The organism is Brevundimonas halotolerans (assembly GCF_003730275.1).
GTDB classification, from domain to species: Bacteria; Pseudomonadota; Alphaproteobacteria; order Caulobacterales; family Caulobacteraceae; genus Brevundimonas; species Brevundimonas halotolerans.
In genome coordinates, this window is the sequence record NZ_QTTA01000023.1 from 35,456 (window position 1) to 61,568 (window position 26,113).

A 26,113-nucleotide genomic window follows, 5' to 3' on the forward strand; every position below is an offset into this window, starting at 1 on the left:
GCAGAGCCACAGCCTAGCACACCGAACGGCGGCTCTCAAAAATAATCTGCGTTTTCAGTAAGATGAGAACGACTTTGCGTGTCGATCTCGAGAGGCCCAGCGGCTATTCGGCGGCCATGGCCCAAGACTCGCGCGTTTCCTGAATCATCTGGCGCATTTCACAGACGCATTTGGCGCACTGGGCGCTGCACTGATGGTGGGCAAAGACGTCGCGGGGACGGGTCGCGCCCGAGTCGATCGCACGGGCGACGTCGCGCTGCCTCAGGCCGTTGCAGTTGCAGATGTACACGGAGCGCACACGCCGGATTAGTTGATAACGCCTCGCTATAGCACCAATCGCGGCGACTGCAAATCGTTCGCACGCACGATGCGACGTTGACGAATGCGGTGCGGCGTCGCACTTGCCGGGAATGAGCAAGACCACCGTCCCCGCCCGTCCGCCGTGTCGGCTGTATCTGATAACGCCGCCCGCCGTTCCTGACCTCACGGCCTTTGCCGGGCAGTTGGCACAGGCGCTGGAGAGCGGGGATGTGGCGGCGTTGCAGATCCGGCTGAAGGATGTGCCGGACGCCGAGGTGCGCCGCGCGGTCGAGGTGCTGGCCCCGCTGGCGCAGGCGCGCGACGTGGCGGTGATTCTGAATGACCGCGCCGATCTGGCGAAGGTGACGGGTTGCGACGGCGTGCACCTGGGGCAGCAGGACGGGTCGGTGGCCGAGGCGCGGCGGCTGCTGGGACCGGACGCGATGATCGGGGTGACCTGTCACGACAGTCGCCATCTGGCCATGGAGGCGGCCGAGGCGGGGGCGGACTATGTGGCCTTTGGCGCCTTTTACCCGACGGCGACCAAGGCGGTCGAACACACCGCCAGCCCGGATGTGCTGACGATCTGGCAGGAGACGATGGAGATCCCCTGCGTGGCGATCGGCGGGCTCAATGCGACAAACGCCGGTGCCATGGCCGCGGCCGGGGCGGACTTTGTGGCGGTCAGCGGCGCAGTGTGGTCACACCCCGGCGGACCGGCAGAGGCCGTGCGTGCCCTCAACGCGGCTCTTCGCGGTTGAGCTTCAGGGGATATTAAAGGGCAGCGATTAAGCATCACGGGCTGTTTGTGTCATGTGGACAAGTCGAATGCCCGTCAGCCCCGCGCTGGATATCTCTAAGCCTGTGAAGGCGGCCTCCGACAAGAGCGCCGCGCGCGCCGTCACAGAACGTGTCCACGAACCTGTGTTTTCACAGCCTCTGGTGCCGATCCTGACAGCGGTCGGGGTGGCGTTGCTGATTGTACTGTCGATCACCTTTGCCCGAACAGCAGGTCTCGTGGCGGCCCTTTGGGGGGCCGGTGGCCTTGCGACGGTTGTCTGGCTGAGAACGTCACGCGGGCCGATCTACGACCTGGCGTACGGCGGATTGATCGCGCTGGGCATTCTGGTCGGCGAGTTTCTGGTCGGCAATCCACCGCTGCTGTCGGTCATGTTCACCGTCGCCAATATGGTGGAGATCGTGCTGGCGGTGACGCTGGCGCGGCGGTTTGCGCCGGGGCTGAACCTGAGCACGGTCGAGGGATGCGCCCGGTTCCTGCTGAGTGCCGCGGTCGTGGCGCCGATTCCGGCGGCCCTGTTCGCCTCGCTGTGTCTTTACGCGATGAGCGGCGCGGATATCGCCGCGTCCTTCCAGACCTGGTGGTTCGGCCATGCGCTGGGACTGGCCGTCATTGGGACGTTTGGCCTCGCCCTGACCCGCACCCATATGAATGTGCTGCGGCGACCGTGGAAGCTGGCCGAGACGCTGATCCTGCTGGGCCTTCTGACGATGGCCTCCTGGGCGGTGTTCTGGTTCGCCACGGTGCCGATGAGCTTCGCCATGTTCCCCTTGCTGATCTTGATCGCGGTGCGACTGAGGATCCTGGGCATAGCCACCAGCCTGCTGATTGTCACCCTGACCGCTGTGGGAAGCGCCATGCTGGATCATGGACCCTTTGCCATGCACGGGTCAGATATCGCCGGCAGGGCGGTGCTGGCGCAGGTCATGATGCTGCTGGGCTTCATGCCGATCCTGCTCGTCGCCGCCCTTCTCGAAGAGCGGGACCTTCTGGCAGATCGCGCCAAGGCCGGTCAGGTTCGGGCCGAGCGCGCCTCGGCGGCCAAGTCGCGGCTGCTGGCCAATGTGGCCCATGAGATCAAGAGCCCGGTTGGAGGCGTGATCGGCATCGGCGAACTGTGGAAATCCGGCCAGATCGGCGAGGTGACCGATACCCAGCGGGACATGGCCGACATGCTGGTCAAGACCGCCCGTCAGGTCGAGGCCCTGGCCCATGACCTGCTGGACGTAGCCCGCGCCGAATCCGGGGCGGTCAAGGTCGACCTGCGCCCGACCGACGTACACGGTGTGCTGGACGATGTGGCCCGCGTGACGGCGCTGCGGCCCGAAGCCGCAGGCGTGCGGATCGAGCTGGAATGTGCAGTTGACGGCATGGTGGCGCTGGCGGACTCCCAGCGTCTGACCCAGGTGATCGGCAATCTGGCCAGCAACGCCGTGAAATATGGCGCCGCGGGCGGCGTTGTGATCCTGAAGGCCCGTCGTGTCCCGGGTGGCGTTCGCATCGAGGTCATCGACCGCGGCCCCGGTCTGTCGGCCGACAAACAGGCGCAGTTGTTCGAGCCCTTCAACCGTCTGGGTCTCGAACGGTCCGCAATTGAGGGGCACGGCATCGGCCTGGCCCTGGCCAAGCGGCTGGTCGAACTGCAGCGCGGTGACATCGGCGTAGTGTCCGAGCCGGGCCAGGGCGCAACCTTCTGGGTGGAACTCCAGGCCGCCTGATCTCGACAGAAGTGCGGACTTGCGCCCGGCGTGGCGTCGGGGGATGGTCGGATCATGAACGCGCTCGATCTCCTCACCCGCCCTCATGCCCTTGTCGGCCTTGGACTGGCTGTGGGTCTGGTGTTCGCCCCCGCTGCGGTTCTCGCTCAGGACGCGGACGGCGACGACATTACCCGCGACCTTAACAGCGGCCCGCCGGTCGCCATCGCGACCCCGCCAGCACCGGAGCCTGAGCCAGAGGCTGAGGCCGAGGCCGCGCCCGAGACAGAGCCGGCAGTCGTCGTCGAGGCCGAGGCAGAACCCGCGGAGGCCCCTGCCGAGGCTGCCGAGCCCACTGCACCGCCTGAGCCTGAGCCCGTTGCCCTGACCGTGTCCGAGCGCCTCGTCCTGCCGTTCCGGGTCGCCATGCCGGAGGGCGCGGGCCTGTATCCCGGACGGTCGGGTCCCGAGTTCGACATCTTCTCGGTCCGGCGCGAGGGCCGTGGTCTGTTGATGATCTATGTCGGTCCACAGTCGCAGTTCCCGATCTACAGCGGTGAGCAACGCGAACGGGCCGGCCGCCGGTCGATCATTGTCACCGAGAACGGTCGGACGCTGGCGCTGGAGCATCTGTATCGGCTGCGCGACGGCGTCGAACTGCACGTTTGGGTGTCGGCCGTCAGTGACGAGGACCGGGCGCTTGCCGATGCGATCGGCCAGACGGTCGAGCCGCGCTAACCCGCACGCCGTACCGGTCGGGTCTGGCCATCGGGCAGCAGCCGCAGACCCGCGCGCCCCGTCATGACCAGAACCTCCTGCCCCTGACCGGCCCAGCGTTCCAGCGTGGCCTGATAGGGCGCGCGCCGCCAGTCGTGCGGGCGGGCCGGGTCGCATTCGACGATCAGCCGCCCCCCTCCGGCTTCGCTGTGCAGGACGAAGCCGCAGACGGACGGCTTCCAGTCGGCATCGAGCGCCTCGGTCAGCAGCCACAGGCAGTTGAAAATTCGGCAGTCCGCAGGCCGGTCGTCATAGATGCGGCACCCTTGGGCTTTTTTGAAATGGGTGCACCAACGACCCGCCGGTTTGTCCAGTGCGGTCACACCCATCAGCTTGCAGCACAGGCCGCAGTCATCGCAGGAGCGGGCAAGGGGGTCGGGCAGGGGGCGGCCTTTGGAGCAGAATTCGTCTCAAGGCTTGCCATGAGGGGGGTGAATCCGCAAACCTGAGAATGACTATCAATTACGACTCAGGAGGTGGCCATGATCGTCATGATGGCACCGGCGGGCGGACTGGCGCGGTTGCTGGACTTCGACCTACAGCACCTCGCGCCGCGACAGGTGCCACAGCATAAGGGCCAGCAGGACCAGACCCCCGCCAAAGCCCAGTCCCAGAGCGGTCTGCAGGCGCCAGCCCTCGGTCGCCAGCATATTGACGGGCATCTGCCAGGGCAGGAAGACGCCGACCTTTGCGGCAGTGGCGACGACGGCAAAGAAGGTCCCGCCGATTCCGACCACCAGCCCGGGCACAAAGCTGGACCAGCGGAGCGCGATCCAGAGCTGGATCACCACGACGAGGGTGGCGGCGAGATACATGCGACCCAGAGCCGTCAGGTAGGCTGAGGCGTCGAAGACACCCGTCGGGGCCAACTCGGGCTTGATCACGACGGCCAGCTTTACGGCCGCCCAGGTGAAGGCGAAGACGCCGACACTCATTGCGGCCAGCACCAGAAAGACGCTGAGGATCTTGGCGGCATAGAGCGTCCAGCGCGGCAGGGGCAGGGCCCGCAGATGGTCCCAGGTGCGAGGACCGTGCTCCATATGGGCAATCAGGGCCGTGAGGGCCGTAACGCTCATGGGCAGCATGAAGAAGGCCCAGATTCCGGCGGCGCTGACCATCCACATGTCCCAGGGTTGGGCGGTCTTGCCCCGCAGGATGTTGAAGAAGGTAAAGACAGCGATCAGGCCCGGCGCGGCGATGGCCAGGGCGGCGGCCAGCGAGCGGTTGAGCTTACGCAGTTCGACGGTCAAGACACGGAGCATCAGGCGGCTTCCTTCTGAGCTGGCGGGGTCAGGGCGGTGATGTCGCGGTAGATGGTCTCGAGCGAGCGGGCCTGTGGGGTCAGTTCGTGGACGCCGATGCCAGCCTCCACGAGGCCGCGGTTCAGCGCGCGGGCGGTCTCGCGGACATCGGCGCCCGGGGCCAGGGTGATCCGGTCGCTGTCCGGGTCGGGCGTGAGGCCCATGCTCAAAATCAGCGCGCGGGCCCGGTCCGGGGCGTCGCAGCCGAGCCGTAGTTGAGGAGCCTGACCGGCGCGCAGGGTCGCCAGATCGTCCTGCAGCACCAACCGACCCTGATGAATAATGCCGACGCGGTCGGCGACCTGCTCCACCTCGCCCAGCAGGTGGCTGGAGAGCAGCACAGTGGCGTTGGCGCGGGCAGGGAGGGTCCGCAGAAAGTCGCGCATGTCGGCAATACCGTCGGGATCGAGGCCATTGGTCGGCTCGTCGAGGATCAGCACTTCGGGACTGCCCAGCAGGGCCCGGGCGATCCCCAATCGCTGGCGCATGCCCAGCGAATAGCCGCCGACCCGGCGACCGGCGTCAGGGGTCAGGCCGACGATATCGAGCACCCGGTCCAGCTCGGTCCGCCTGAGCCCCAGCAGGGACCGCGTCAGGTCCAGATTCTCGCGACCGGACAGGTGGGCGTAAAAGCCATGCGCCTCCAGCAGGGCTCCCACGCAGCGGACGGCGCCCAGCCGGTCGACCAGCGCATCCCTCCCGGCGATGTAGATCGTGCCGGCATCAGGACGGACCAGTCCCAGCAGCATCTTGAGCGTGGTGGTCTTGCCCGCCCCGTTTCGGCCCATGAAGCCATAGACGCAGCCCCGGGGAACCGAGAGGGATACGCCATCCACGGCCAGGGTTGGGCCGAAGCGGCGACGCAGGTCGCGGGTTTCAATAGCAAGCATGTCGACGTCTCGTGGTTTAACTCTTATATAAAGTTGCAGACGTCAGAAATTTAAGTCAAGATTAAATTTCAGTCAGGGAGAGAGCCCGATGAGTCATGACGATCTGGCCCGGTTCCGGGCGCGCTGCCACCAGTTCCAGCTGCTGGCCCGGTTCATGGTGATCAGCGTCGGCAGCCTGCTGGCGCTGATGCATCTGATCGCGCCCCTATGGCTGCGCCTGCGAGGCGATGAGGTCCCCTATGCGTGGGATATCGCCAGTTCGGTCATCTGGGCCATGCCGGCGGTCTGCTATCTGGCGGCGGTGTGGATGATCGGTCGGGCCATGGGGCAGTTGTCGAAGGGGCGGCTGATCCAGCCGACGCTGGTGCTGGCCCTGCGCAATGTCGGGCTGGCGTTGGGTGTCGGCGGGGTCTGGAGTGTGTTCGTGGTCACCAATCTGACGCGGATCATCCACGGCGGGCAGGGCGGCTGGCTGCATTTCGACGTCAGCGGCATGACGCTGGGCATGATCGGCGGGGCGTTGTTCCTGCTGGGCCGGGTGGTGGATCAGGCGGCCGATGTGCAGGCCGAGCTGGACGAGATGATCTGAATGCCCGTTCGCGTGACCTTTGATGCCGTGCTGGCCAAACAGGGCCGGACCGCCCGTGATCTGGCCGCCGAGGTGGGGCTGAGCGAGACGCAGATGTCCCTGTTCCGCTCGGGCAAGGTCAAGGGCATCCGCTTTTCCACCCTGGCCAGGCTGTGCGCGGCGCTGGGGTGCCGCCCCGCTGACCTGCTGGACTATGAGGCCGACCCTGCCGATCTGAATGGGCCGGACGAAAACGACTGAGGGCGCGTCCCTTGCGGAACGCGCCCTCCGGCCCTGATCGTCAGTGCTGACTAGCGACGCGGGAAGTAGTTGTTCTCGCGGTCGGCGTCGGCGGTCTCCCAGTTGGGATCGACTTCGGTCTGCACCAGGGTCTTGTCGGTCACATACTGCCAGCTGACTTCCTGGCTGTTGTAGCGCCAGATCTCGGCCGGGATGCGGACCACTTCGCTGGTGCCGTCGTCGAAGGTCAGCTTCAGGATGATGGGCATCACCACGCCGCCGACGTTCTTGAAGCTGAAGCGGTAGACGTTGGAGTCGAACGACTGGGCTTCCTGGATCAGGGGCATGATCATCTGCCGACCGCCGCGGCCAATGGCCCGGCGTTGCTCGTCCGTCAGGGGATAGGCGCCGTCGGCGCTGTCGTCATAGGCGTCGATCGACGGGTTGCGCTCGATGACCGTCTGCATGCCGGCATTGTTGGCGATGGTCAGCGGCACCGGCGGCTCGACGACTTCGACCTCGGGCTCGCCGGGAGGCGGCGGACCTTCAGACTGTTCCTCGTCCTCATCCGTGGCCAGACGGGCCTGGACCACGTTTTCGAGCGAGATGTCGACGTGGTCGGTCGAATAGAACCAGCCGCGCCAGAACCAGTCGAGGTCCATGCCCGAGCTTTCTTCCATGGTGCGGAAGAAGTCGTAGGGGGTGGCACGCTTGAACTTCCAGCGCTCGGCGTATTCGCGGAAGGCGCGGTCAAACAGCTCGCGGCCCATGACCGTCTCGCGCAGCACGACCAGAGCCGTGCCGGGCTTCAGATAGCCGACATTGCCGGCATTGAGCGCCGTGTCATAGCGGGTCATCAGCGGGACCTGGTTGTCCGACGTCATGAAGCGGACGATGTCGCGCGGCTCGCCCCGCGACGGGAAGTCAGGATCCCAGAGCTTGGTCGCCTGATATTCGACGAAGGTGTTGATGCCCTCATCCATCCAGGTCCACTGACGCTCGTCGCTGTTGATGATCATCGGGAACCAGATGTGGCCGATCTCGTGGATGATCACATCGACGAGGGCGTATTTGGTCGCGTCCCCGTTGATGACATTGCCATTCTCATCGCGCGTCGGACGGGCCCCGTTGAAGGTGATCATCGGGTATTCCATCCCGCCCACTGGCCCGTTGACCGACTGGGCTGTCGGATAGGGGTAGGGGAAGGTGAAGGAGCCATAGACGTCGATGGCGTGGGCCACGGCGCGCGTGGAATAGGTATCCCACATCGGCCGCGCCTCTTTGGTGTAGAAGGACATGGCCATGACGGTCGGATATTCGGCACCCGGCTCATCCTGACGGACGGCCATGGCGTCCCAGACAAAACCGCGTGAGGCAGCCCAAGCGAAATCGCGGACGTTCTCGGCCTCGAAACGCCAGGTGCGGGTGTCGGTCGAGCGACCCTGTTCGCGGGCCACGGCCTCGTCGGGGGTGACGACATAAACGGGGGCATCGGTGGCCGACCGGGCCTGCTCCATGCGGGCCTGCTGCTCGCGGGTCAGCACGTCGCGGCTGTTCTGAAGCTCGCCCGAGGCGGCCACCACGTGGTCGGCCGGAACTGTGATCGACACCTGATAGTTGCCGAACTCCAGCGGGAACTCGCCCGAACCGAGGAAGGGCAGGGTGTGCCAGCCTTCATAGTCGGAATAGGCGGCCAGACGCGGGAACCACTGGGCGGCCTGGAAGATGCAGTTGCCGGCCGGGGTCGAACCCGGGAAGCATTCGTAGCCGCTGCGGGCGCCGGTCACCATGGTCTGGGCGAACGGCATGGCATAGGTCATGTCGAAGCTGATCCGCTCGCCGGGTGCCAGCGGGCGGGGCAGATCGACGCGCAGCAGGGCATCGACCTGGGTGATGTTCAGCGGGCGCCCGTCGGTGCCCTTGACGACGATGTTCTGGAAGCCGCCGGCCCAGGTCTGACCGCGCTCAAAGCCCAGGGCCTCGAAGAACTGATAGGTCTCCGAGCTCGAGCTGGGCGAGGCCATGGTGGCCATCGACCCTTCGGCCATGTCCTGCTGGTCCAGCAGGATCCAGAGGTAGGTCAGGGTGTCAGGCGAGTTGTTGTGATAGGTGATCCGCTGGCTGGCGGTCAGGGCCTTGGCGTCCTCGTCGAGGCGCACGTCGATGACGTAGTCGACCTGCTGCTGCCAGTAGCGATGGCCGGGCGCGCCCGAGGCCGTACGGTAGTCGTTGGGGCTGGGCCAGCTCTCGCCCTCGAACTGGCGGAACTTGTCCTCATAGGTGCCGCGGCTCTGATCGACCGCGCCGACGCTGACCTGGGCGACGGCGGACCCCGCCGTAAGGGTGGACACGGCCAAGGCCGCGACCAGAATTCGGATACGCATGAAAAACCCCACAAAATTTACCGGCCCAAGGACGCGGCGACCTTAGCGGGCAGGGGGGCGGGCGCAAGCCGCAGAACATTACAGACCGTTCAGAGTCCGCGTCGGCCGAGCCAGCTCCGGACCAGATCGGGCCAGACGGCGGCGGGTCGGCCCTCGATCAGGCGAATGCCAAAGCCATGGCCGCCTTCCTCGAACAAATGGACCTCGACCGGGACCGCGGCCTGCCGAAGGGTGGCGGACAGCATCAGGGAATTCTCGACCGGCACGGCCGTGTCGTCCATCGCGTGCAGCAGGAAAGTCGGAGCGGCCCCTGTCCAGTCCATCTGCTCCAGACTGTAGGCCGAAATCTGATCGGGCGCGGGGGTTTCACCCAGCAGCTCGCGACGCGATCCGGCGTGGGCGTAAGGGTCGGCAAGCGTGGCGACCGGATAGAGCAGGATCAGGGCGTCGGGCCGGTGGAAATGCTGATCCGCTGCATCGATGACTGGGTAGGTGGCGTCCGCACGCGCGCCCAGCAGACCGGCCAGATGCCCTCCGGCCGAGGCGCCCAGAACGACCGTGCGATCCGGGGCGCGGCCTTCGCCGGCGGCGTGGGCCCGGACCAGACACAGAGCGCGCTGGGCATCCTGCAACGGCGCATCCGGTCCCGCTGCCCAACCGTCCGCGGGCAGGCGGTAGCGCAGGACGTAGCAGGTGTAGCCCATGGCCGCGAACACGCGGGCGCAGTCCATGCCCTCCTTGTCGACCACAGCCCAGCGGTACCCTCCGCCGGGGACCAGCAGCATCGACACGCCGTTCGGCTGTACTGGCCGCACGACCGTCAGCAGGGGATCGCGCGTGTGCTTTGCGATGCGGTCGTGAAATGCGGGATCGGTCGAGCGCTCGACCACCTCGGGCGTGACGGTGACGCCGTCACCGCCGGGAGCTGCGCCGGGCCAGAGGTGTATATCATCCATCCGTGCAGGGCGGGAGGACGCGTGCGACAGCCTGCCGGAAGACACAGCGGCCACCAGACCGGGCGTGATGGCAAGCAGGGAACGACGGTGCAGTGACATCACGAAGCAGACTCATGGAGGACGAGCCTCCGAAGATTACATGCCTGCAATCATATTGCCGATATTTAAGTTCATTCGACCGGCATTTCGTGTCGATGCTGTCCTCGATGTATTTGGGGAGGTTTACGATGAACGATGACGCTGAAAACGCGCAGGACATGGCGGCGTTGTTGCAACGTCTGCGGCGGCAAACGCGACTGCAGGGCCTTGCGATCCTGGGATTGGGGGCCCTGCTGGTAGCGGGTTTTGCCGTGAACACCGATCCGCAGAGGTTGACCGTCTCCGAACTGGCGGTCGTGGATGAGAACGGCGTGGTGCGGGTCAGGGTCGGCGGTGCCCTGCCCGATGCGATCATCGACGGGCGGCGCATTGGCCGCGGCGGCGAAAAGGTCGCCGGTGTCATGCTGTACGACGACACCGGTCAGGAACGCGGGGGGTATGTCACCTTCTCCCCCTCCGGCAATGTCGGGCTGACGCTGGACAGCCGCCGGTCACAATCCGCCCTGTTCGTCGCCGATCCAGAAGAGGGCGTGGCCCTGAAGCTCTGGAATGGCGACGACGCCGTCGAAATGCGCGCGGACGGAGACGGTGCCCGCTTTACGGCCGTGCAGGGCAGCCGAGTGATTTCACAGACCCCGGCCGTGCCGCTCGCCGCCGAGGTCTGTGGAATATACCGAGAGGCGCTGACCGAGCATGGAGAGGCCGTCCGGCGCGAATGCAGTGCCCGGTTCAGCCCCGAGAGCTGCGAGGTCTGTCTGGCCGACTGACGCGGTCGGTCAGACCCGCTCGACGGCCATGGCCACGGCTTCGCCGCCGCCGATGCAGAGCGAGGCCACGCCCCTGGTCTTGCCGTGGGCTTCCAGCGCGCCCAGCAGGGTGGCAAGGATGCGGGCGCCCGAGGCACCGATGGGGTGGCCCAACGCGCAGGCGCCGCCGTTGACGTTCACCTTGTCGCGGCTCATGCCCATTTCCTTCATGGCGATCATCGGCACAACGGCAAAGGCTTCGTTGATCTCCCAGAGGTCAACGTCGTCGACCGACCAGCCGGCCTTCTTCAGGGCCTTTTGCATGGCGGGCACGGGGGCGGTGGTGAACAGGCCCGGCTCATGCGCATGGGCGGCGTGGGCGACGACGCGGGCCACGATCGGCAGGTTCATGGCCTTGGCGACGCTCTCGCGGGTCATGACCAGGGCGGCAGCCCCGTCCGAGATAGAACTGGCATTGGCGGCGGTGATGGTGCCGTCCTTGGCGAAGGCCGGACGCAGGGTCGGGATCTTTTCCGGACGGGCCTTGCCGGGCTGTTCGTCGGTGGTGATGGTTTCCGTGCCCTTGCGGCTGGTGACCTCCACCGGCGTGATCTCGGCATCGAAGGCGCCGCTTTCGATGGCGGCATTGGCCCGTCGCAAGGATTCGATGGCGTAGTCGTCCTGCTGTTCGCGGGTGAACTGGTACTGGCCGGCCGTGTCTTCGGCAAAGGCGCCCATCAGCTTGCCGGGCGTATAGGCATCCTCCAGACCGTCCATATACATGGTGTCGACGATCACATCGTGGCCGATGCGGGCGCCGCCGCGGTGCTTGTTCATGACGTAGGGGGCGCCGGTCATCGACTCCATGCCGCCCGCGACGATGATGTCGGCCGTGCCGGCCAGAAGCGCATCGTGGGCCATCATGGCGGCCTGCATGCCCGAGCCGCACATCTTGTTGACCGTGGTCGCCTCGACATGTTTGCCGAGGCCCGCGCCGATGGCGGCCTGACGGGCCGGGGCCTGGCCGAGACCGGCCGGCAGGACGCAGCCCATGAAGATCTGCTCGACCTTGTCGGCGCTGACGCCCGCGCGTTCGACCGCGGCCTTGACGGCGGTGGCGCCCAGATCGGTCGCCTTGACGCCGCTCAGCGCGCCCTGAAAGCCGCCCATCGGGGTGCGGGCGAAGGCGACGATGACGACGGGGTCATTGGATTGGGTCATGGAAAACAGTCCCTCGGATACGGATAAGGTGAAGGCTAGATCGGCTTTTGTGCGCTGCAACGCAAGTCCGTTTGCACCTGCGCTCAGGCGCCGGGCGTGCGGCGTGGCCCGAAAAGTTTGCGCCTTTGCCGGGCGAGCGCCAGCGGCCTGCCGTCCGGCGCAAAGGCCACACCGTCATCCAACGCCCAGCCGCCGGAAACGTCCCGGGTGCGGAACTGAAAAATGGCCCAACCTTCCGGCGAGGTGTCCGGCGTCACCGGCTCGATCAGGTCATAGCGCAGGTCGACGCTCGCCGACGGCAAGGGCGGCGCGGGCAGCACCGTCATGTAGGACGGGAAGATGCCGTCCAGCAGGAAGCACAGGCTGAGCTCGTCCAGCGGGCGATGGTCGATGGTGCGCATCCACAGCCGCAGGGTCGGGTCCGACAGGGGCGAGCCGCCGCCGATCTTTGCGCCGCCGTCGAACCGGTGCTCGATATAGCGGGTGAACCAGGGGGCCAGCTGCGGATCGACCGGCGTCGGGTCCAAGCCCTCGAACGGGGTCGGGGACGGGCTGAGCGGCCGGACCTCAGGTCCATGACCCAGGGTGCCGAAGGTGCCGAGCGCGGTCAGGGCGGGCCGCCCGGGCTGGCCGGCCCTGACCGAGGCATAGGCCACGGATCGTCCGCCCCGCTCCAGCGTCGGCGAAAAGGTGACGGGCGCGAAACGGGCCGCGGCCAGATACTGGACCGTCAGGGTCATCAGCGGTGGCTGGATGTCCAGCCCTTCACGCATGGCGCGGACAGCCAGGGCCGCCATCAGCCCTCCGAACGGTGCGCCCCTGTCCGCATCCCAGGCCAGCGGTGCGTTGGAGAAGTCCGCCGTCAGATCGGCGGTCCGGTCTGGCCCCTCGCCGGCCGTGAGGGCGAGGGCCTGATCCAGGGTCTGCAGAGGCGCGGGAATGGCCATGCGTATCGGTCCATTGCGTAAAAAGACGGACTGTCGAGAATAGGCGGAGGGTCCAGAATGACAACCCACTTGCAATCAGCCTGCCGCCACGTCACCTTTCTGACATGGGACGCACCGCTGACTACTCCAGACAAAGTTGCTCGATCGCTGCCACGCTGGAGGTGATCGGTGACCCGTGGACCCTGCTGGTCATCCGCGATGCCTTTCAGGGGGTCAGCCGGTTTGAACAATGGCAGGATCGTCTGGGCTTGGCGCGCAATGTTCTGGCGGCGCGACTGAAGTCACTGGTGCAGCACGGGGTGCTGGAAGTCCGCCCCTATTCCGAGCGCCCGCCGCGCAACGAATATGTGCTGACGGCCAAGGGCAAGGATCTGTACGGAGTGCTGGTCACCCTGCACGCCTGGGGCAACAAGCATGTCTATGGCGACTGTGACTCGGGCATCGACATGGTGCACCAGACCTGCGGCCATTCGCTGGATCCGCGCATCGCCTGCAACCACTGCAGCGAGATCGTCAAGCCGCGCGAGATCGCCCTGACCCGGGCCGAGAACCGGCCGACTGTCGGGGATGTCATGCCGCGCGAGGATGCGGCCTGATCGTCAGTTTCCGGCAGGCCGCGAGCGGTCAGGCGAGCGCGCGCGTCGAGGCGATGAAACCGCCGCCGAGCAGACGTTCGGGATCGTCCGGGTCGTAGAGGGCGCAGGCCTGGCCGGGGGATACGCCCTCCTCGCCCGCGTCAAAGCTGACGCCGATGGCGTCGCCGTCGCGGAACAGCCGGGCGGGCAGGGGCGGGCGGGTCGAGCGGACGCGGGCCAGCACCGGGCGGCCCGTGGCTGCTGCGGCCGCAAAGTCGGCCTCGTCACCCAGCCAGTTGGTTTCTTCGAGTGTCAGCGCACCGGTCAACAGGGCTTCGCGCGGACCGACGATCACGCGGCGAGTTTCTGGCTCCAGCCGGACGACGAACAGGGGATCGCCCACGGCGACGTTCAGCCCGCGCCGCTGGCCGATGGTGTAGTCGGTGATGCCTGCGTGGGTGCCCAGCACCCGGCCGTCCATGTGCACGATCTCGCCGGCCTCACGTCCCTGCGGGCGCAGCCGGTCGATCAGGGTGCGGTAGTCGCCGGACGGCACGAAACAGATGTCCTGGCTGTCGGGCTTGGCGGCGATCCGCAGGCCCAGTTCGGCCGCGACACCGCGCACCTGGGGCTTTTCCAGATCGGCCAGCGGAAAGCGCAGATAGTCCAACTGGTCGCGGGTGGTGGCGAACAGGAAATAGGACTGGTCGCGCGACGGATCGATGGCCTTGCGCATCTGGACCCGGCCATCGATGACCGACCGGCGGACATAGTGGCCGGTGGCCATGGCCTCGGCGCCGAGGTCACGCGCGACATCCAGCAGGTCGCGGAACTTGACCGTCTGGTTGCAGCGGATGCAGGGCACAGGCGTGCGCCCTTCCAGATAGCTGTCGGCGAACTGATCGATCACCGCCTCACGGAAGCGGCTTTCATAGTCGAGCACATAGTGGGGAATGCCGAGGGTGTCGGCAGCCAGACGGGCGTCGTGAATATCCTGCCCGGCGCAACAGGCGCCCTTCTTCTTGAGCGCTGCGCCATGGTCATAGAGCTGAAGCGTGACGCCGACGACGTCATAGCCGGCCTTGTGCAGCAGGGCCGCGACCACGGTCGAGTCGACCCCGCCGGACATGGCGGCCACCACGCGCGATCCGACCGGCAGGCCGACCGCCGCGCGCGCGGAGGCAATCGCCGCATCCAGATCGGCAGGCGCCATGGCGGCGATGGGGCAGGCGGTATCCTGCGAGCGGGTGATCACCGTGGTCATGGGCGCCATATAGAGGGCCCGCCCGACTTTTTCGAGGCTCAGCAATGCAGAAGGCCGCCCCTGCGGTCACAGAGGCGGCCATCGGCAGGCTTCGGGGAGGGAAGACCTAGTTGCGGTAGTGCTGGATTCGCGTGGTGCGCAGACCCTGCATGCCCCATTTGTCGATGGCTTTTTGCCAGGCTAGGAATTCTTCGGCGGTCAGACGATAGCGCGCGAGGGCGTCATCGAGGCTGAGAAGTCCGCCGCGCACAGCAGCGACGACCTCGGCCTTGCGGCGGATCACCCAGCGGTCCGTGTTGACCGGCGGCAGATCGCGCAGGGTCAACGGCGTGCCTGTGGGACCAACCACATAGGCTTCGCCGTCCTTGTTCATTCGTCGCTCTTGCAACATGGGCTTATGCCTCTTTCACCACCATCACTGACCCTGACCATAAGCAACTGGCGCTAAAGGCCGTTTAAGCGTCGTGGTGAAGGAACGGCTAACGCGCCGCCGCTGAAACGGCGCGTTCCGGGTGCCTGAAAGGGCTGTTTTTCGCGTCATTTGCGACCTCCGCCTGATGCCCGTCAGCGCTTGATGCTGATCAGCTCGGCCAGCATTTCGTCGGCCGTGGTGATGATCTTGGATGAGGCGGAATAGGCCCGCTGGGTGGTGATCAGCCCTGTGAACTCGGCGGACAGATCGACGGTCGAGGCTTCCAGCTGTGAGGCGCCGATGAAGCCGGCGCCACCCGATCCGGCGGCCTTGAGGTTGTAGGTGCCCGAGCCCTGGCTGACCCGATAGGCATTCCCCGCTGTCTCGGTCAGGCTGTCGGGGCTGGGGAAGGTGGCCAGCGCCACCTGGGCAATCTGGCGGGTCACGCCGTTGTCGAAGATGGCGGTCACGAAGCCGCGCTCGTCGATCTTGACCTCGCTGAGATTGCCGAAGGCCGTGCCGTTGGTAATGGTCGCCTGCACGACCGAGGCGCTGTCGTACTGGGTCAGGCCACCGGCGGCCGCCGTCAGGTCGAAGGCCAGCGACTGCTCGTCGATGCCCAGGTCGGGTGCCCAGGCAAACTCTCCGGCCGCAGGCGCGCCCGAGCTGGAAGAGCCGAAGTTCAGATTGGCATTGGCGGGATCGTCAAACAGGGCCTGGGCGCCGAGCGCTTCCATGGCCGAGACGTCGAGACGTCCGTCCTGGGTGAAGGCGACCAGACCGGTCTTGAGCTGGCCGTTGGCCAGTCCGGCCCCCGAAACGACATCCGACGCCGGTATGGCGCGGATTTCAGCGTACCACTGGTTCGGCACGGTGCTCTTCAGGAACGAAAGGGCGATGGTGCGCTGGCCGCCCTTCGAGTCCGAGACGGGGATGGTGACCTCGAAATCGGGCTTCACCCCGGTGCCGGTTTCCGGATTCCACAGAGCCATGGAATTGGTCAGGGGATCATAGGCCGTGGGTCCGGGAGGGACGGCGGCGGCGTCGGTCGCCTCGGTCGAGATGGCCTGGCTGGACTTCAGGTTGGCGTTCATCTGCACGCGGGTCGTGGCTTCCGCCGTGCCGCCGACCGAGCCGACGTTGATGGTCCGCAGGCGCGACAGGTCTGATGGATCGGTGGCGATGTCGCCATTGGCGTCGACCGGCCATCCCTGCAGATACAGGCCGGCGGTGTTCTTCAGATAGCCCAGATTATCAACCCGGAAGGCGCCGGCCCGGGTGAACAGGCGCGCGTCTGTGACCTCCAGGTTCTCGGGCTTCTCCGTGACGACGAAGAAGCCTTGACCGGCGATGCCCAGATCGGTGGTTGAGGTGGTGCGCTGCAGCTGGCCGTTCTGGCTGGTGAAGTGACGCGCCGAACCCTGGACGCCGCCAGCGGAATAGCCGCTGCCCTGGCTCTGACTGTTGACGACAGTCGAGAACTCGCTGGTCGTCCGCTTGTAGCCGACCGTGTTCACATTGGCGATGTTCTGGGAGATGGCGGCGAGGGCGGCTGAGTTGGCCGTCAGACCCGACACGCCAGCCAGCAAGGCACTGTTGATGCTCATGGGATACTCTCCTTAGGACAGGTATTTCAAGGGGTTGAATGCCGAGGCGACTGAGGCCAGCAGGCTCTCGTCGTCTATGGAATCAGTGGGGGTGGTCGCGGCGTCATTGGCCTGCTGCAAGGCGATGACGCTGCTGAGCGGCAGGATCGAGTTGCCGATCGTCAGATAGGGTTCGCCGTCATACAGCTCGACGCCCGAGATGCGGCCCTGGATCAGGACCTGGTTGTCGACCGCTTCGCCAGCGCCATCCTTGGCCACGACCTTCAGGGTGTAGACGCCACCGTCCGCGACCTGGCCTCCGCCAGTGGTCTGGCCGTTCCAGGTGAAGCCATGAACGCCGTCAGACTTTCCGGGGCCCTCGCCGGACCAGACGACATTGCCTCTGCCGTCCAGCACCTGGAGGGTGACCTCGGAGGCCTCACCGGCCAGTTCATAGCTCCACGACGCCTGGCCATCCTCGATCCGTGTGGCCGACCAGACTGCGGTCGCGTCCTTGCCGATATAGGTGGCGGCGGTGGTCAAGCCGGTGCCCTGCTGGGCCGAGAGCAGGCTGGTCAGCAGGTCATTGGTGAGAAGTTGCTGCTCGACGCCCGCCATCTGGGTTAGCTGACCGGTGAACTCGTTGGAATCGACCGGGGACAGGGGGTCCTGGTTCCTCAGCTGAGCTGTCAGCAGGCTGAGGAAGGTCTCGAAATTGCTGAACAGGCTGGTGGTGCCCGCGCCGATCCGTCCGGCGGCGTCATTGGTGGTGATGGCATCGACCATGGGGTCAGACCTTCAGATCGACGCGGTCTCGCGTCAGGGAAAGAGTTTGCCAGGGGGCGGGTTCGAGGGCGGGCTGGTCCGCCTGGTTATTCAGGTCGGACGCCCGGGCGAAGGCACGCCGGTCAAAGCCCGAGAAGCCGCGATCGGCGGAGGAGGGATCGCGCTCGGTGAACTGCAAGGCGTCACCGTCGAGGTGCAGGCCAGCCTGCTCCAGCTGGCGACGCAGTTCGTCGGCCCGGCCGCGCAGTTCGGTGGCCGCTGCCGGATTGTCGAAGGCCAGCCGCGCGGCCATGTGCCCGTCGGAGTCGATCTCGATGCTGACATCGACACGGCCGAGGCCTTCGGGGGTCAGGGCCATTTCGAAACGCGTCGAGCGGCCGTTGAGGCGGTTCTGAATCTGGGCCGCGATCAGGGCGGTGGTCTCGACCGTCGCGTGGGACAGGGTCGACAGACCAAGGCCTCGGTCCACAGAGGCAAGCGCTGTCTTGAAGGGGTCCGCTGTCGCGGCGTCGCCGGGCACAGGGGCGGTAGCGTCGCCGCCGGCCGCCGGGAGAGCTGCCGGAGAGGGATCAGCCGCCGTCTGAGCGGCCTGGCCTGCGGCGGCCATGGTCAGGGCCTGGAGCGACGACTGGATCGCCGTCGGAGCCGGGGTCCCGGTCGCCTGGAGAGCGGACGGGGCAGCGTCGCCGGTCAGCCGGGTCTTGAGGCGTGAGCCCAGGTCATTCGTGCTGCCGGACCCGCGAGCGGCGGCACTGTCCCGGGCCTCGTGGGTTGCCAGCAGACGGCGGACGAGGGCAGGGGCCAAAGGCGCTGCGGCCTGACCGTCGGACAGGGCCCTGGCTGTGCCTGGTGACGTGGCGCTGTTGGGAACCGGTGACGCCTCTGCCTCCCCGTCTTTGGCGACGGCGGGCGGTTCGGACGGCGGGCCGGGGTTGATCTGAGGCCCCTGCGCGCCCTTGCCCTTGCCCAGGGTGGGCGCTTCGCCGGGCAGGACCTGCGGACCCATGCCTTCCTTGCCGCCTGAGGCGCCGAAGACAGGCGGGTTGTGTGGCAGGACCGGGGGGCGCTCATCGGAGGGAACCTTGCCGTCCTCGCCCGGCAGAACCTGCGGACCCGTGCCTTCCTTGCCGCCGTCGAGCTCCACGACCGGCGGGTTGTGGGGCAGGATCTGAGGACTCGTGCCCTCCTTGCCTGTGGTGGGCGGATTGTGCGGGAGGATGTGCGGCCGGGTGCCGTCTTCGAGCCCGGTCAACTTTGCCGAAGCGCGATCGTCGGCCGCGACCTCGCCTTCGGGTGCACCCATTGTGTCGGTTTGGGCGGTTGGCTCAGGGCGCGACGTTGCCGGGCGGACCTTTGCCTCGGTGACCTGCGCCTGGCTGACCAGTCCGGCAAAGGCTTCCATGCCCTCGGCTGTGGTGCCCGCAAGCCCGGGCGAACGGGTGACGGCCTCACTGGCCGACCCGCCCTGCAGGGGTGTGAACAAGCTGTCCGCGCGCATCGGGCTGAGCCCCTCCGTCCATAAGGTCGAACCCGGACGCACCGGGATCGAGGGGCGGGTCGCAAGGGTCGGGCCACTCGGCAGTTTGTCAAAAAAATACAATAAACCAGAGCATTAGTGTTTCTTGATGTCGTTGCTAATGATCCGCGCCGGGTCGAATATTGCCGTGCGGATGGACGTTTATTGCCCGGTGAACGCAGCGATCGTCCGGGCCGTCCGCTCTGGCCCGTCCCTTGCGCCGGTGTCGGACGAACGAACGGTCGCCGATAATGAACCTTATAAATTACAGCATCTTGGCTTTGAGCTCATCCGAAACTGCCGGGCAAATTGCGCAGGCATGCGGGAAGAGCTTGCCGGGTGACCGCCGTCAGGAGGCCCGCTGATGTCCATTTCCTCCATCATGAACACCGCGAACAGCGGATTGACGGCGGCCCAGGTTCAGCTGCGTGTCGTCTCGGACAATGTTTCGAACGTCAACACGCCCGGCTATGTGCGCAAGATCGCCGAGCAGGAGACCCTGATCAGCCAGGGTATGGGCTCGGGCGTCGAGGTCACCCGCATCCGCCTGGCGACCGACCGCTTCCTGCAAGCGGCCAGTTTCAATGCCGGGGCCGACGCCGCGCGCCAGTCGGTGCGGTATGAACTGTATGACCGGATGCAGGGACTGTTCGGCGATCCAGGCGGCGACGGCGGCTTTTTTGCGCAGGTGGATCAGGCGTTCTCGGTGTTCGCGGCCGCTGCCGAGGACCCGGCCTCGTCGCCCCGGCGGCAGGAGGCCCTGTTCCGCGCCCAGGCCCTGTTCGACGAAGGCAATCGCATTGCCGGACAGATCCAGGCGGTTCGCGAGGACGCCGATGGCCGCATCCAGAGCGCGGTCGACCAGGCCAACACACTTCTGGAACAGATCGAGGCGCTCAATGTCGAGATCGCCCGCTCCAGCGCCGTCGGCAGCGATGGCTCGGGCGCCGAGACGGCCCAGGCGGCCCTGATCGGTCAGTTGTCAGAGTTGATGGATGTGCGAGTGTCTGCGCGTTCGGTCGGGGGTGTGTCGATCCGCACGGGTGCAGGAGTGCTGCTGGCGGGCGAGGGGCACGCGACGCTGGCGTACAATCGAGCCGGCACGGTGAACGCCGAGACCGCCTTCAACGAAATCTGGGTGACCGAGCCGCGCGGCGAGAAGCGCCCGCTGCTGGAAAGCATCACCTCGGGTGAGATCAAGGGCCTGGTCGACATGCGCGACGTCGAGGCCCCGCAGGCGGCCGAGCGGCTGGCGGAACTGCTGACCCGGGTGGCGGACGAACTGAACCGGGCGCACAATGCCAACTCGTCCGTTCCCGCCCCGACAAGCCTGACCGGGCGCAATGTGGGCCAGTCGCTTGAGACCGCCGTCGCCGGCTTTTCGGGTACTACTGCGATCGCGGTCACCAATACCTCCGGGCAGGTCCAGAGCCGCGCCGACATCGCCTTTTCCGGCGGAACGATCACCATCAACGGCACCGCGACCACGCCGGCCGGATTTCTGGCGACGCTGAATGCCGAGCTGGGCGGCGCGGCCACGGCCAGCTTCGTTGATGGTGTGCTGAGCCTGTCGGCGACGGGGACCAACGGGGTGGTGGTCGCCGACGACCCGGCCAACCCGTCGCGGAAGATCGGGCGGGGGTTCTCGCACTTCTTTGGTCTGAACGACCTGATCTCGACAGACCGTCCCGCCCTGTACCAGACCGGCCTGAGCAGCACGTCCCCGCACGGCTTCACTGCGGGTGAAACGCTGACCCTGCGGTTTGCTGGCGAGACCGGGGCCAAGATTCGGGACGTGACCGTGGCCATCCCGGTCGGTGGAACCGTTGCGGACCTGGTGGCGGCGCTGAACAATCCGGCAACGGGGGCAGGTCGGTTCGGCGCCTTTACTCTCAATGCAACCGACGGCACCCTCAGCTTCAGTGCCAATACCAGCCCCGCACCCCGCCTGTCGGTGCTTGAGGACCGGACGACCCAGGTTCCGTCCGGCGTGTCGATCACTGAACTGTTCGGAATCGGCGGCGGGGTACGGGCGTCGCGGGCCGACGGCTATACAATGCGCACCGACATCCGTCAGAGCCCGGCCCGGCTTGGCCTTGCCCAGTTCGACTTCAATGCAGCGGTGGGCGCCACAGGCCTGACCAGCGGAGACGGGCGCGGCGCCCTGGCCCTCGCCGATGCCGGTCAGGTCAACGCGACCTTCCAGAGCGCAGGGGAATCGCTGGGCGGTCAGATTTCCGTGTCACGCTATGCATCAGAACTTGCCGGAGACATCGGCGGGCGCGCGGCCCTGACAAAGACGGCGCGGGATAGTGCCATGGCCTTGCACGGCGAGGCCTCGGCCCGCCAGCGTGCTCATGAGGGCGTCAATCTTGACGAAGAGCTGGTGCTGATGACCACCTATCAGCAGGCCTTCAACGCCTCGGCCCGACTGATCCAGGCGGCGCGCGAACTGTACGACACCTTGCTGGGGATGGTCTGATGAACCGCGTATCCACATTCGGCAACTACCAATCGGCCCTGCTTGACCTGATGACCGCCCAGACCCGGGCGCAGGATGCGCAGGAGCGGGTTTCGACCCAGAAGGTCGCTACGGATCTTTCCGGCTTCGGTCGGAGCTCGGAAACCCTGACGGCGCTGAAATCAAGCCAGAGCCGTATCCAGGGCTTCATCGACACGGGTGAGACCGTCGCATCGCGGCTGGAGACCCAGGCGCTTGCCTTGAACCGCATCGCGGACGGCGTTTCAGGGGCGCGCGAAGCTATCGCCGCCGCCCTTGCTAGCGGTCGCACCGACGGTCTGATGCTGGAGTTGCAAGGTCATTATCAGATCACCCAGGACGGGCTGAACAGCCGCCACCAAAACCGCTATCTGTTCGCCGGCAGCCAGAGCGCCACGCCCCCTGTCACAGCCATGACCATGGCCGATCTGGCGGACCTGCCCGCCGCTTCGGACGCCTTTGCCAACGACTCCCTGAAACAGGTGTCACGCCTCGACGAGGGCACGCTGATGGAGACCGGCTTTCTGGCCAATGAGGTCGGGCATGAAGGCTTTGACATCTTCCGCGATATCCAGCTGTTCCATGAAGCGACGCCCTTGAACGGCGGCCTGGATGATGCGACCCGTGACTTCCTGACGGCTCAGCTGACCCGGCTAGATCAGGCCCGCGAGACCGTCACCAACTTTGGCGCGCGCAACGGTTCGCTGCAGAACCGGGTCGACTCCATCCTGACGGCCCAGACCACCCAGAAGGTCTCGCTGGACGAGATGCTGTCGAAAAAGACCGATGCCGACCTGGCCCAGGCTCTGACGGATCTGGAGCTGTCGCAGGTGGCCATTCAGGCCTCGGCCCAGGTGATCAATCAGCTGCGGCAAGTCTCACTGCTGAACTTTCTGAGCTGACGACAGCGCTCGAGGCAACCGGCACCAGTTCGGCGCATTTGACACAGGTTCCGGTGCGCTCAGGCCGCCGGGGGGGGTGAGGGTGATTTCCGCATGGGCAAATCACGGCATCCGATTTAGTTAAGGTGCCATGGCGACTGCCGATTTCGAGATAGACAGTCAGGGCAAGGGCGTTCGGCTGCGTCTGGTCGGCGACTGGACGGCTGCGGGCCTGTCACGGCTGAGAGGCCGACTGGGTCCGCGATTGCGCAAGGAACTGGGCGATGCCCCGGTCGCGACGCTTGATCTGACCGACCTTGGCCGCTTCGATACGACCGGCGCGCTGATTCTGTCCAAAGCAGTGCACGGTGAGCTGCCCGAGGGGGCATGGTCGGCACGGCCCGAGGTCGGACGTGTCTATGACCGCGTCCATGCTGTCGAAAGTAAGGAAGCCGCCCCGCTCAAACGCCCCTCGGCCCTTACACGAGGGTTCGCCAAGGTCGGCCGCGGCATGCACGACATCGGCGGCGAGGCCATTCTGTCGATGGCCTTCCTCGGGCGGCTGATCACAGCCACAGGCTCGGCCCTGAAGCACCCCGGGCGCATCCGCTGGCCGGCCTGGGTCAGCCAGATTGAGCGCGCGGGCCTTGATGCCATTCCGATCGTGGCCGTCACCGCCTTCTTCATCGGTGCGGTCGTGGCCTTCATCGGCGCCGATCTGTTGCAGCAGTTCGGCTTCGACGTGTTCGCGGTCGAGTTGATCGCCATCTCGGTCCTGCGTGAGTTTGCGGTGGTCATCGCCGCCATCCTGCTGGCCGGGCGGTCATCCTCGTCCTTTGCGGCCGAGGTCGGGGCGATGAAGATGAATCAGGAGATCGACGCCATGCAGGTCATGGGCGTCAATCCGTTCCAGGCGCTCGTCATTCCCCGGCTGGCGGCCATGATCATCATGCTGCCCCTGCTGACATTCATCGCCATGCTGGCGGGCCTGTTCGGCGGCGCGCTGGTCGCATGGAGCCAGCTAGACCTCGGGCTGGCCTTCTTTGTCCAACGGATGAGCGTCATCCCTGACATCGGCAATCACCTGTTCGTTGGCCTGATCAAGGCACCGGTGTTCGCCATTGTGGTTGCGGCGATCGGCTGTCGTCAGGGCATGGCGGTGTCGGGCGATGTCGAGTCCCTCGGGCGCCGGGTGACGGCCGCCGTGGTGCAGGCCATCTTCGCCATCATCTTCCTCGACGCCGTGTTCGCCCTGATTTTCCTGGAACTGAACATATGACCGGGGACAAGGACACGGTCATCGAGGTGCGGGGCCTGCTCAGCCAGTTTGGCGAGCGCGTCATCCATGAGGATCTGGACCTCGACGTCGCGCGCGGGGAAATCCTGGGCGTCGTCGGCGGATCGGGCACCGGCAAGACGGTGTTGCTGAACACCATCATTGGCCTGAAAGAGCCCGACGGCGGCAGCGTCCATCTGCTGGGCCATGACATGGCCGAGGCGACCAAGGCCGACATGGCTGACATCGAGCGGCGCACGGGGGTGCTGTTTCAGCAGGGTGCCCTGTTCTCGTCGCTGACAGTCTTGCAGAATGTGGCCTCGCCGCTGGTCGAACATACCGAATTGCCGCGCTCCCTGATCGAGGAGATCGCGGCGATGAAGATCGCCTTGGTCGGTCTGGGGCCCGAGTCGCATCACCTCAAGCCTGCCGAGCTGTCGGGCGGCATGCGCAAGCGCGCGGGGCTGGCGCGGGCGCTGGCGCTGGATCCCGAGCTGCTGTTTCTGGACGAGCCGACGGCAGGGCTGGACCCCATCGGCGCCGCGGCCTTTGATGAATTGATCCGGTCCTTGGCGAACGATCTGGGTCTGACCGTCTTTATGATCACGCATGATCTCGATAGCCTGTATGCCATCTGCGACAAGGTCGCGGTGCTGGCGGACAAGCACGTCGTGATCAAGGCGACCGTTTCCGAACTCGAGCGTTCGGATCATCCCTGGATCCATGAGTATTTCCATGGTCCGCGAGGGCGCGCTGCCCAAAGGACCGGCTGAGGAGCCACACCGACATGGAAAGAGACGCCCATTACGCAGCAGTCGGGATCGCCACGGTCGCCCTGGCGGTGGCCCTGATCATCTTCTCGATCTGGCTGGCACGCCTGTCGTTCAACGAGGAGTACGACGTCTATGATATCGTATTCTATGGACCGGTGCGCGGCCTGTCCGAAGGCGGAGAGGTCCACTTCAACGGCATCCGCGTCGGCCTGGTGACCGATCTACGCCTGGACCAGGAAAAGGGCGACCAGGTTGTGGCCCGCATCCGGATCGACGCGACCACGCCGGTGCGCGTGACCTCTCGCGCCCAGCTGGAGCCGCAGGGCATTACCGGCCTGAACTACATCCAGATCACCGCCGGGACCGAGGGCAGCGCCCTGCTAAAGACCCAGTATCCGAATAATGTCGTGCCGGTGATCCAGAGCCAGCCCAGCCCGATCGCGGAGCTGCTGTCCGGGTCGGGCACGGTGCTGGCCCAGACGGTGGACGCCCTGAACCGCATCAACCGGGTGCTGTCGGATGAAAACATCCGCTCCTTCTCGGTCAGTGTTCGCAACATCGAGGCGCTGAGCACCGAGCTTGAGGCCCGCAAGGGCATGTTCGGCGAACTGGAACAGGCGCTTGTCCGCGCCAATGCCGCCATGGCCGAATATCAGGCGCTGGGGGTGTCTGCCCGGCGACTGGTCGAGACGGACGGGCAGGAGGCGGTGACCAATCTCAACAATGCGGCGGAGCAGGCGGTGCAGGCCGCCGAGGCGGCCAATCGTCTGATCGCCAATCTGGAAGGTCCGGTGAACGACTTTGCCTCCAGTGGCCTGCCACAGCTGGAAGAAGCCATTCGCGGGCTGGATGATGCAACCCGCTCGCTCGAGAGTCTCGTCGACGACGTCCGCAGCAGCCCGCGCGATTTCATCTCGCGGCCCCCGTCCCAGGAACTGGAGGTTCAGCCATGATCCCCGCATCGATGTCATCCCTGCGTCGCGGCCTGACCGGTCTGGGAGCCAGTGTGGCCGTGGCGCTGGCGATGGGCGGCTGTGCCCTCCTGTCGACGCCGGACCCTGTGCAGCTGTATCGCTTTGGCCCCCTGGACGGCGGCTATGTCGGCGAGCGCAGCATGGCGACGGTGCAGGTCTCCCTGCGCCGGATCGAGTTTCCGGAGGCCGTGTCCGGCCAGCGCATCCTGGCGGTGACCGGCAATGAAGCGGCCTATGTGGCCGGCGCGCGCTGGGTATCCGACGCCGAGGACCTTTATGCGCAGAGCCTGGAGATGGCGTTTTCCTCGGACCGCTCCGGGGTGCGGCTGATCGGGGGGCGCGAGCTGACCCGTGCCGATGCCGGGCTCGACGTCGACATCACGACCTTCGAGACGCGATACGCCGCGCCCGGGGCCGTGCCGACGGTGGTGATTTCGGCCCGGGCGCGCCTGCTGGCGATGCCCGAGCGGACCGTCGTCTCGGAGCAGATCTTCTCGGTCAGCGAGCCTGCGAGGGACAACCGGTTGGGCGCTATCGTGTCGGCCTATGATGCGGCTACCGGGGATCTGAACCGGCAGATCGTCGCTTGGGTCGAGGCCAATGCCGCCCGCGCCGCCAGCGCGGACTGACCCGTTTCAATGTCAT

General features: G+C 66.3%; 26 protein-coding genes. 13 read left to right on the forward strand and 13 right to left on the reverse strand.

Going from position 1 to position 26,113, the window contains the following annotated elements; genetic code table 11:
* Nucleotides 1-103: 103 nt before the first annotated feature.
* The gene (locus tag EG854_RS12065; RefSeq protein ID WP_123288382.1) at nucleotides 104-289 is read right to left on the reverse strand and encodes a (2Fe-2S)-binding protein; all 186 of its coding nucleotides are present in this window, start codon (nucleotides 287-289) and stop codon (nucleotides 104-106) included.
* A 121-nt stretch (nucleotides 290-410) separates the two neighbouring features.
* Here EG854_RS12065 and thiE point away from each other — a divergent pair, with 121 nt between their 5' ends.
* The 3 genes from thiE to EG854_RS12080 all read left to right on the forward strand — a co-directional run bounded on the left by thiE (nucleotide 411) and on the right by EG854_RS12080 (nucleotide 3,534).
* Nucleotides 411-1,061 (forward strand): thiamine phosphate synthase, encoded by a 651-nt coding sequence (gene thiE, locus EG854_RS12070; RefSeq protein ID WP_123288383.1) that lies wholly within the window; start codon nucleotides 411-413, stop codon nucleotides 1,059-1,061.
* 67 nt (nucleotides 1,062-1,128) lie between these two features.
* Entirely contained in the window at nucleotides 1,129-2,817 is a 1,689-nt protein-coding gene (locus EG854_RS12075) for a sensor histidine kinase (protein WP_123288384.1), read from the forward strand.
* A gap of 54 nt (nucleotides 2,818-2,871) precedes the next feature.
* Entirely contained in the window at nucleotides 2,872-3,534 is a 663-nt protein-coding gene (locus EG854_RS12080) for a hypothetical protein (RefSeq protein WP_164462030.1), read from the forward strand.
* Here the strand turns inward: EG854_RS12080 and EG854_RS12085 are convergent.
* From EG854_RS12085 to EG854_RS12095, 3 genes are all read right to left on the reverse strand, one after another.
* Nucleotides 3,531-3,902 (reverse strand): YkgJ family cysteine cluster protein, encoded by a 372-nt coding sequence (locus tag EG854_RS12085; protein ID WP_123288386.1) that lies wholly within the window; start codon nucleotides 3,900-3,902, stop codon nucleotides 3,531-3,533. The genes EG854_RS12080 and EG854_RS12085 overlap by 4 nt on opposite strands.
* Nucleotides 3,903-4,109: 207 nt before the next feature.
* Nucleotides 4,110-4,835, reverse strand: coding sequence for an ABC transporter permease (locus tag EG854_RS12090; protein WP_123288387.1), 726 nt, complete (start codon nucleotides 4,833-4,835; stop codon nucleotides 4,110-4,112).
* Nucleotides 4,835-5,764, reverse strand: a complete 930-nt coding sequence (locus EG854_RS12095; protein ID WP_123288388.1) for an ABC transporter ATP-binding protein — start codon at nucleotides 5,762-5,764, stop codon at nucleotides 4,835-4,837. The genes EG854_RS12090 and EG854_RS12095 overlap by 1 nt, the downstream gene beginning before the upstream one ends.
* Nucleotides 5,765-5,852: 88 nt before the next feature.
* Between EG854_RS12095 and EG854_RS12100 the strand changes: the two genes are divergently transcribed.
* Nucleotides 5,853-6,353: a DUF2975 domain-containing protein gene (locus tag EG854_RS12100; protein ID WP_123288389.1), complete on the forward strand. Its 501-nt coding sequence runs from the start codon at nucleotides 5,853-5,855 to the stop codon at nucleotides 6,351-6,353.
* Entirely contained in the window at nucleotides 6,354-6,593 is a 240-nt protein-coding gene (locus EG854_RS12105; RefSeq protein ID WP_123288390.1) for a helix-turn-helix domain-containing protein, read from the forward strand.
* Nucleotides 6,594-6,643: 50 nt separating this feature from the next.
* On the opposite strand, the gene EG854_RS12110 is transcribed toward EG854_RS12105, so the two are convergent.
* Both EG854_RS12110 and EG854_RS12115 read right to left on the reverse strand, forming a co-directional pair.
* The gene (locus EG854_RS12110; protein WP_123288461.1) at nucleotides 6,644-8,956 is read right to left on the reverse strand and encodes a M1 family metallopeptidase; all 2,313 of its coding nucleotides are present in this window, start codon (nucleotides 8,954-8,956) and stop codon (nucleotides 6,644-6,646) included.
* A gap of 89 nt (nucleotides 8,957-9,045) precedes the next feature.
* Complete coding sequence (locus EG854_RS12115) at nucleotides 9,046-9,912, reverse strand: alpha/beta hydrolase (RefSeq protein ID WP_241153259.1); 867 nt, start codon at nucleotides 9,910-9,912, stop codon at nucleotides 9,046-9,048.
* A gap of 227 nt (nucleotides 9,913-10,139) precedes the next feature.
* On the opposite strand from EG854_RS12115, the gene EG854_RS12120 reads away from it, so the two are divergent.
* A complete protein-coding gene (locus EG854_RS12120; RefSeq protein WP_123288392.1) occupies nucleotides 10,140-10,778 on the forward strand; it encodes a hypothetical protein in 639 nt (212 codons plus the stop codon).
* A 9-nt stretch (nucleotides 10,779-10,787) separates the two neighbouring features.
* Here EG854_RS12120 and EG854_RS12125 read toward each other — a convergent pair whose 3' ends face one another.
* Nucleotides 10,788-11,978, reverse strand: coding sequence for a thiolase family protein (locus tag EG854_RS12125; protein WP_123288393.1), 1,191 nt, complete (start codon nucleotides 11,976-11,978; stop codon nucleotides 10,788-10,790).
* Between the two features lie 83 nt (nucleotides 11,979-12,061).
* Nucleotides 12,062-12,925, reverse strand: a complete 864-nt coding sequence (locus tag EG854_RS12130) for an acyl-CoA thioesterase (protein ID WP_123288394.1) — start codon at nucleotides 12,923-12,925, stop codon at nucleotides 12,062-12,064.
* Nucleotides 12,926-13,029: 104 nt separating this feature from the next.
* Here EG854_RS12130 and EG854_RS12135 point away from each other — a divergent pair, with 104 nt between their 5' ends.
* A complete protein-coding gene (locus EG854_RS12135; protein ID WP_123288395.1) occupies nucleotides 13,030-13,521 on the forward strand; it encodes a winged helix-turn-helix transcriptional regulator in 492 nt (163 codons plus the stop codon).
* 28 nt (nucleotides 13,522-13,549) lie between these two features.
* Here EG854_RS12135 and mnmA read toward each other — a convergent pair whose 3' ends face one another.
* From mnmA to EG854_RS13325, 5 genes are all read right to left on the reverse strand, one after another.
* Nucleotides 13,550-14,764: a tRNA 2-thiouridine(34) synthase MnmA gene (gene mnmA, locus EG854_RS12140; RefSeq protein ID WP_375782304.1), complete on the reverse strand. Its 1,215-nt coding sequence runs from the start codon at nucleotides 14,762-14,764 to the stop codon at nucleotides 13,550-13,552.
* Nucleotides 14,765-14,870: 106 nt separating this feature from the next.
* The gene (sciP, locus tag EG854_RS12145) at nucleotides 14,871-15,155 is read right to left on the reverse strand and encodes a CtrA inhibitor SciP (RefSeq protein WP_123288397.1); all 285 of its coding nucleotides are present in this window, start codon (nucleotides 15,153-15,155) and stop codon (nucleotides 14,871-14,873) included.
* A 173-nt stretch (nucleotides 15,156-15,328) separates the two neighbouring features.
* Complete coding sequence (gene flgE / locus EG854_RS12150; protein WP_123288398.1) at nucleotides 15,329-16,783, reverse strand: flagellar hook protein FlgE; 1,455 nt, start codon at nucleotides 16,781-16,783, stop codon at nucleotides 15,329-15,331.
* 12 nt (nucleotides 16,784-16,795) lie between these two features.
* Nucleotides 16,796-17,548: a flagellar hook assembly protein FlgD gene (locus tag EG854_RS12155; RefSeq protein ID WP_123288399.1), complete on the reverse strand. Its 753-nt coding sequence runs from the start codon at nucleotides 17,546-17,548 to the stop codon at nucleotides 16,796-16,798.
* A gap of 4 nt (nucleotides 17,549-17,552) precedes the next feature.
* On the reverse strand, nucleotides 17,553-19,046 hold the full coding sequence (locus tag EG854_RS13325; protein ID WP_241153261.1) for a flagellar hook-length control protein FliK: 1,494 nt from the start codon (nucleotides 19,044-19,046) through the stop codon (nucleotides 17,553-17,555).
* A 382-nt stretch (nucleotides 19,047-19,428) separates the two neighbouring features.
* Here EG854_RS13325 and flgK point away from each other — a divergent pair, with 382 nt between their 5' ends.
* The 6 genes from flgK (at nucleotide 19,429) to EG854_RS12190 (ending at nucleotide 26,097) form a co-directional block, all read left to right on the forward strand.
* Entirely contained in the window at nucleotides 19,429-21,546 is a 2,118-nt protein-coding gene (flgK, locus tag EG854_RS12165) for a flagellar hook-associated protein FlgK (protein ID WP_123288400.1), read from the forward strand.
* Entirely contained in the window at nucleotides 21,546-22,466 is a 921-nt protein-coding gene (locus tag EG854_RS12170; RefSeq protein ID WP_123288401.1) for a flagellin, read from the forward strand. The genes flgK and EG854_RS12170 overlap by 1 nt, the downstream gene beginning before the upstream one ends.
* Before the next feature lie 130 nt (nucleotides 22,467-22,596).
* Nucleotides 22,597-23,724, forward strand: a complete 1,128-nt coding sequence (locus EG854_RS12175; protein WP_123288402.1) for an ABC transporter permease — start codon at nucleotides 22,597-22,599, stop codon at nucleotides 23,722-23,724.
* Nucleotides 23,721-24,494 carry an ABC transporter ATP-binding protein gene (locus EG854_RS12180; protein ID WP_123288403.1) on the forward strand — a complete coding sequence of 258 codons (774 nt, stop codon included), beginning with the start codon at nucleotides 23,721-23,723 and terminating at the stop codon, nucleotides 24,492-24,494. Before EG854_RS12175 ends, EG854_RS12180 begins: the two co-directional genes overlap by 4 nt.
* A 14-nt stretch (nucleotides 24,495-24,508) precedes the next feature.
* A complete protein-coding gene (locus EG854_RS12185; protein WP_123288404.1) occupies nucleotides 24,509-25,447 on the forward strand; it encodes an MlaD family protein in 939 nt (312 codons plus the stop codon).
* Entirely contained in the window at nucleotides 25,444-26,097 is a 654-nt protein-coding gene (locus EG854_RS12190) for an ABC-type transport auxiliary lipoprotein family protein (RefSeq protein ID WP_241153263.1), read from the forward strand. Before EG854_RS12185 ends, EG854_RS12190 begins: the two co-directional genes overlap by 4 nt.
* Nucleotides 26,098-26,113 lie beyond the last annotated feature (16 nt).

What these genes read in the sequence shown, in the direction of transcription:
- thiE (WP_123288383.1), top strand. Translation starts at nt 411, where the DNA reads ATGAGCAAGACCACCGTCCCCGCCCGTCCGCCGTGTCGGCTGTATCTG.
- EG854_RS12075 (WP_123288384.1), top strand. Translation starts at nt 1,129, where the DNA reads ATGCCCGTCAGCCCCGCGCTGGATATCTCTAAGCCTGTGAAGGCGGCC.
- EG854_RS12080 (WP_164462030.1), top strand. Translation starts at nt 2,872, where the DNA reads ATGAACGCGCTCGATCTCCTCACCCGCCCTCATGCCCTTGTCGGCCTT.
- EG854_RS12085 (WP_123288386.1), bottom strand. Translation starts at nt 3,902, where the DNA reads ATGGGTGTGACCGCACTGGACAAACCGGCGGGTCGTTGGTGCACCCAT.
- EG854_RS12090 (WP_123288387.1), bottom strand. Translation starts at nt 4,835, where the DNA reads ATGCTCCGTGTCTTGACCGTCGAACTGCGTAAGCTCAACCGCTCGCTG.
- EG854_RS12095 (WP_123288388.1), bottom strand. Translation starts at nt 5,764, where the DNA reads ATGCTTGCTATTGAAACCCGCGACCTGCGTCGCCGCTTCGGCCCAACC.
- EG854_RS12100 (WP_123288389.1), top strand. Translation starts at nt 5,853, where the DNA reads ATGAGTCATGACGATCTGGCCCGGTTCCGGGCGCGCTGCCACCAGTTC.
- EG854_RS12105 (WP_123288390.1), top strand. Translation starts at nt 6,354, where the DNA reads ATGCCCGTTCGCGTGACCTTTGATGCCGTGCTGGCCAAACAGGGCCGG.
- EG854_RS12110 (WP_123288461.1), bottom strand. Translation starts at nt 8,956, where the DNA reads ATGCGTATCCGAATTCTGGTCGCGGCCTTGGCCGTGTCCACCCTTACG.
- EG854_RS12115 (WP_241153259.1), bottom strand. Translation starts at nt 9,912, where the DNA reads ATGGATGATATACACCTCTGGCCCGGCGCAGCTCCCGGCGGTGACGGC.
- EG854_RS12120 (WP_123288392.1), top strand. Translation starts at nt 10,140, where the DNA reads ATGAACGATGACGCTGAAAACGCGCAGGACATGGCGGCGTTGTTGCAA.
- EG854_RS12125 (WP_123288393.1), bottom strand. Translation starts at nt 11,978, where the DNA reads ATGACCCAATCCAATGACCCCGTCGTCATCGTCGCCTTCGCCCGCACC.
- EG854_RS12130 (WP_123288394.1), bottom strand. Translation starts at nt 12,925, where the DNA reads ATGGCCATTCCCGCGCCTCTGCAGACCCTGGATCAGGCCCTCGCCCTC.
- EG854_RS12135 (WP_123288395.1), top strand. Translation starts at nt 13,030, where the DNA reads ATGGGACGCACCGCTGACTACTCCAGACAAAGTTGCTCGATCGCTGCC.
- mnmA (WP_375782304.1), bottom strand. Translation starts at nt 14,764, where the DNA reads ATGACCACGGTGATCACCCGCTCGCAGGATACCGCCTGCCCCATCGCC.
- sciP (WP_123288397.1), bottom strand. Translation starts at nt 15,155, where the DNA reads ATGTTGCAAGAGCGACGAATGAACAAGGACGGCGAAGCCTATGTGGTT.
- flgE (WP_123288398.1), bottom strand. Translation starts at nt 16,783, where the DNA reads ATGAGCATCAACAGTGCCTTGCTGGCTGGCGTGTCGGGTCTGACGGCC.
- EG854_RS12155 (WP_123288399.1), bottom strand. Translation starts at nt 17,548, where the DNA reads ATGGTCGATGCCATCACCACCAATGACGCCGCCGGACGGATCGGCGCG.
- EG854_RS13325 (WP_241153261.1), bottom strand. Translation starts at nt 19,046, where the DNA reads ATGCGCGCGGACAGCTTGTTCACACCCCTGCAGGGCGGGTCGGCCAGT.
- flgK (WP_123288400.1), top strand. Translation starts at nt 19,429, where the DNA reads ATGTCCATTTCCTCCATCATGAACACCGCGAACAGCGGATTGACGGCG.
- EG854_RS12170 (WP_123288401.1), top strand. Translation starts at nt 21,546, where the DNA reads ATGAACCGCGTATCCACATTCGGCAACTACCAATCGGCCCTGCTTGAC.
- EG854_RS12175 (WP_123288402.1), top strand. Translation starts at nt 22,597, where the DNA reads ATGGCGACTGCCGATTTCGAGATAGACAGTCAGGGCAAGGGCGTTCGG.
- EG854_RS12180 (WP_123288403.1), top strand. Translation starts at nt 23,721, where the DNA reads ATGACCGGGGACAAGGACACGGTCATCGAGGTGCGGGGCCTGCTCAGC.
- EG854_RS12185 (WP_123288404.1), top strand. Translation starts at nt 24,509, where the DNA reads ATGGAAAGAGACGCCCATTACGCAGCAGTCGGGATCGCCACGGTCGCC.
- EG854_RS12190 (WP_241153263.1), top strand. Translation starts at nt 25,444, where the DNA reads ATGATCCCCGCATCGATGTCATCCCTGCGTCGCGGCCTGACCGGTCTG.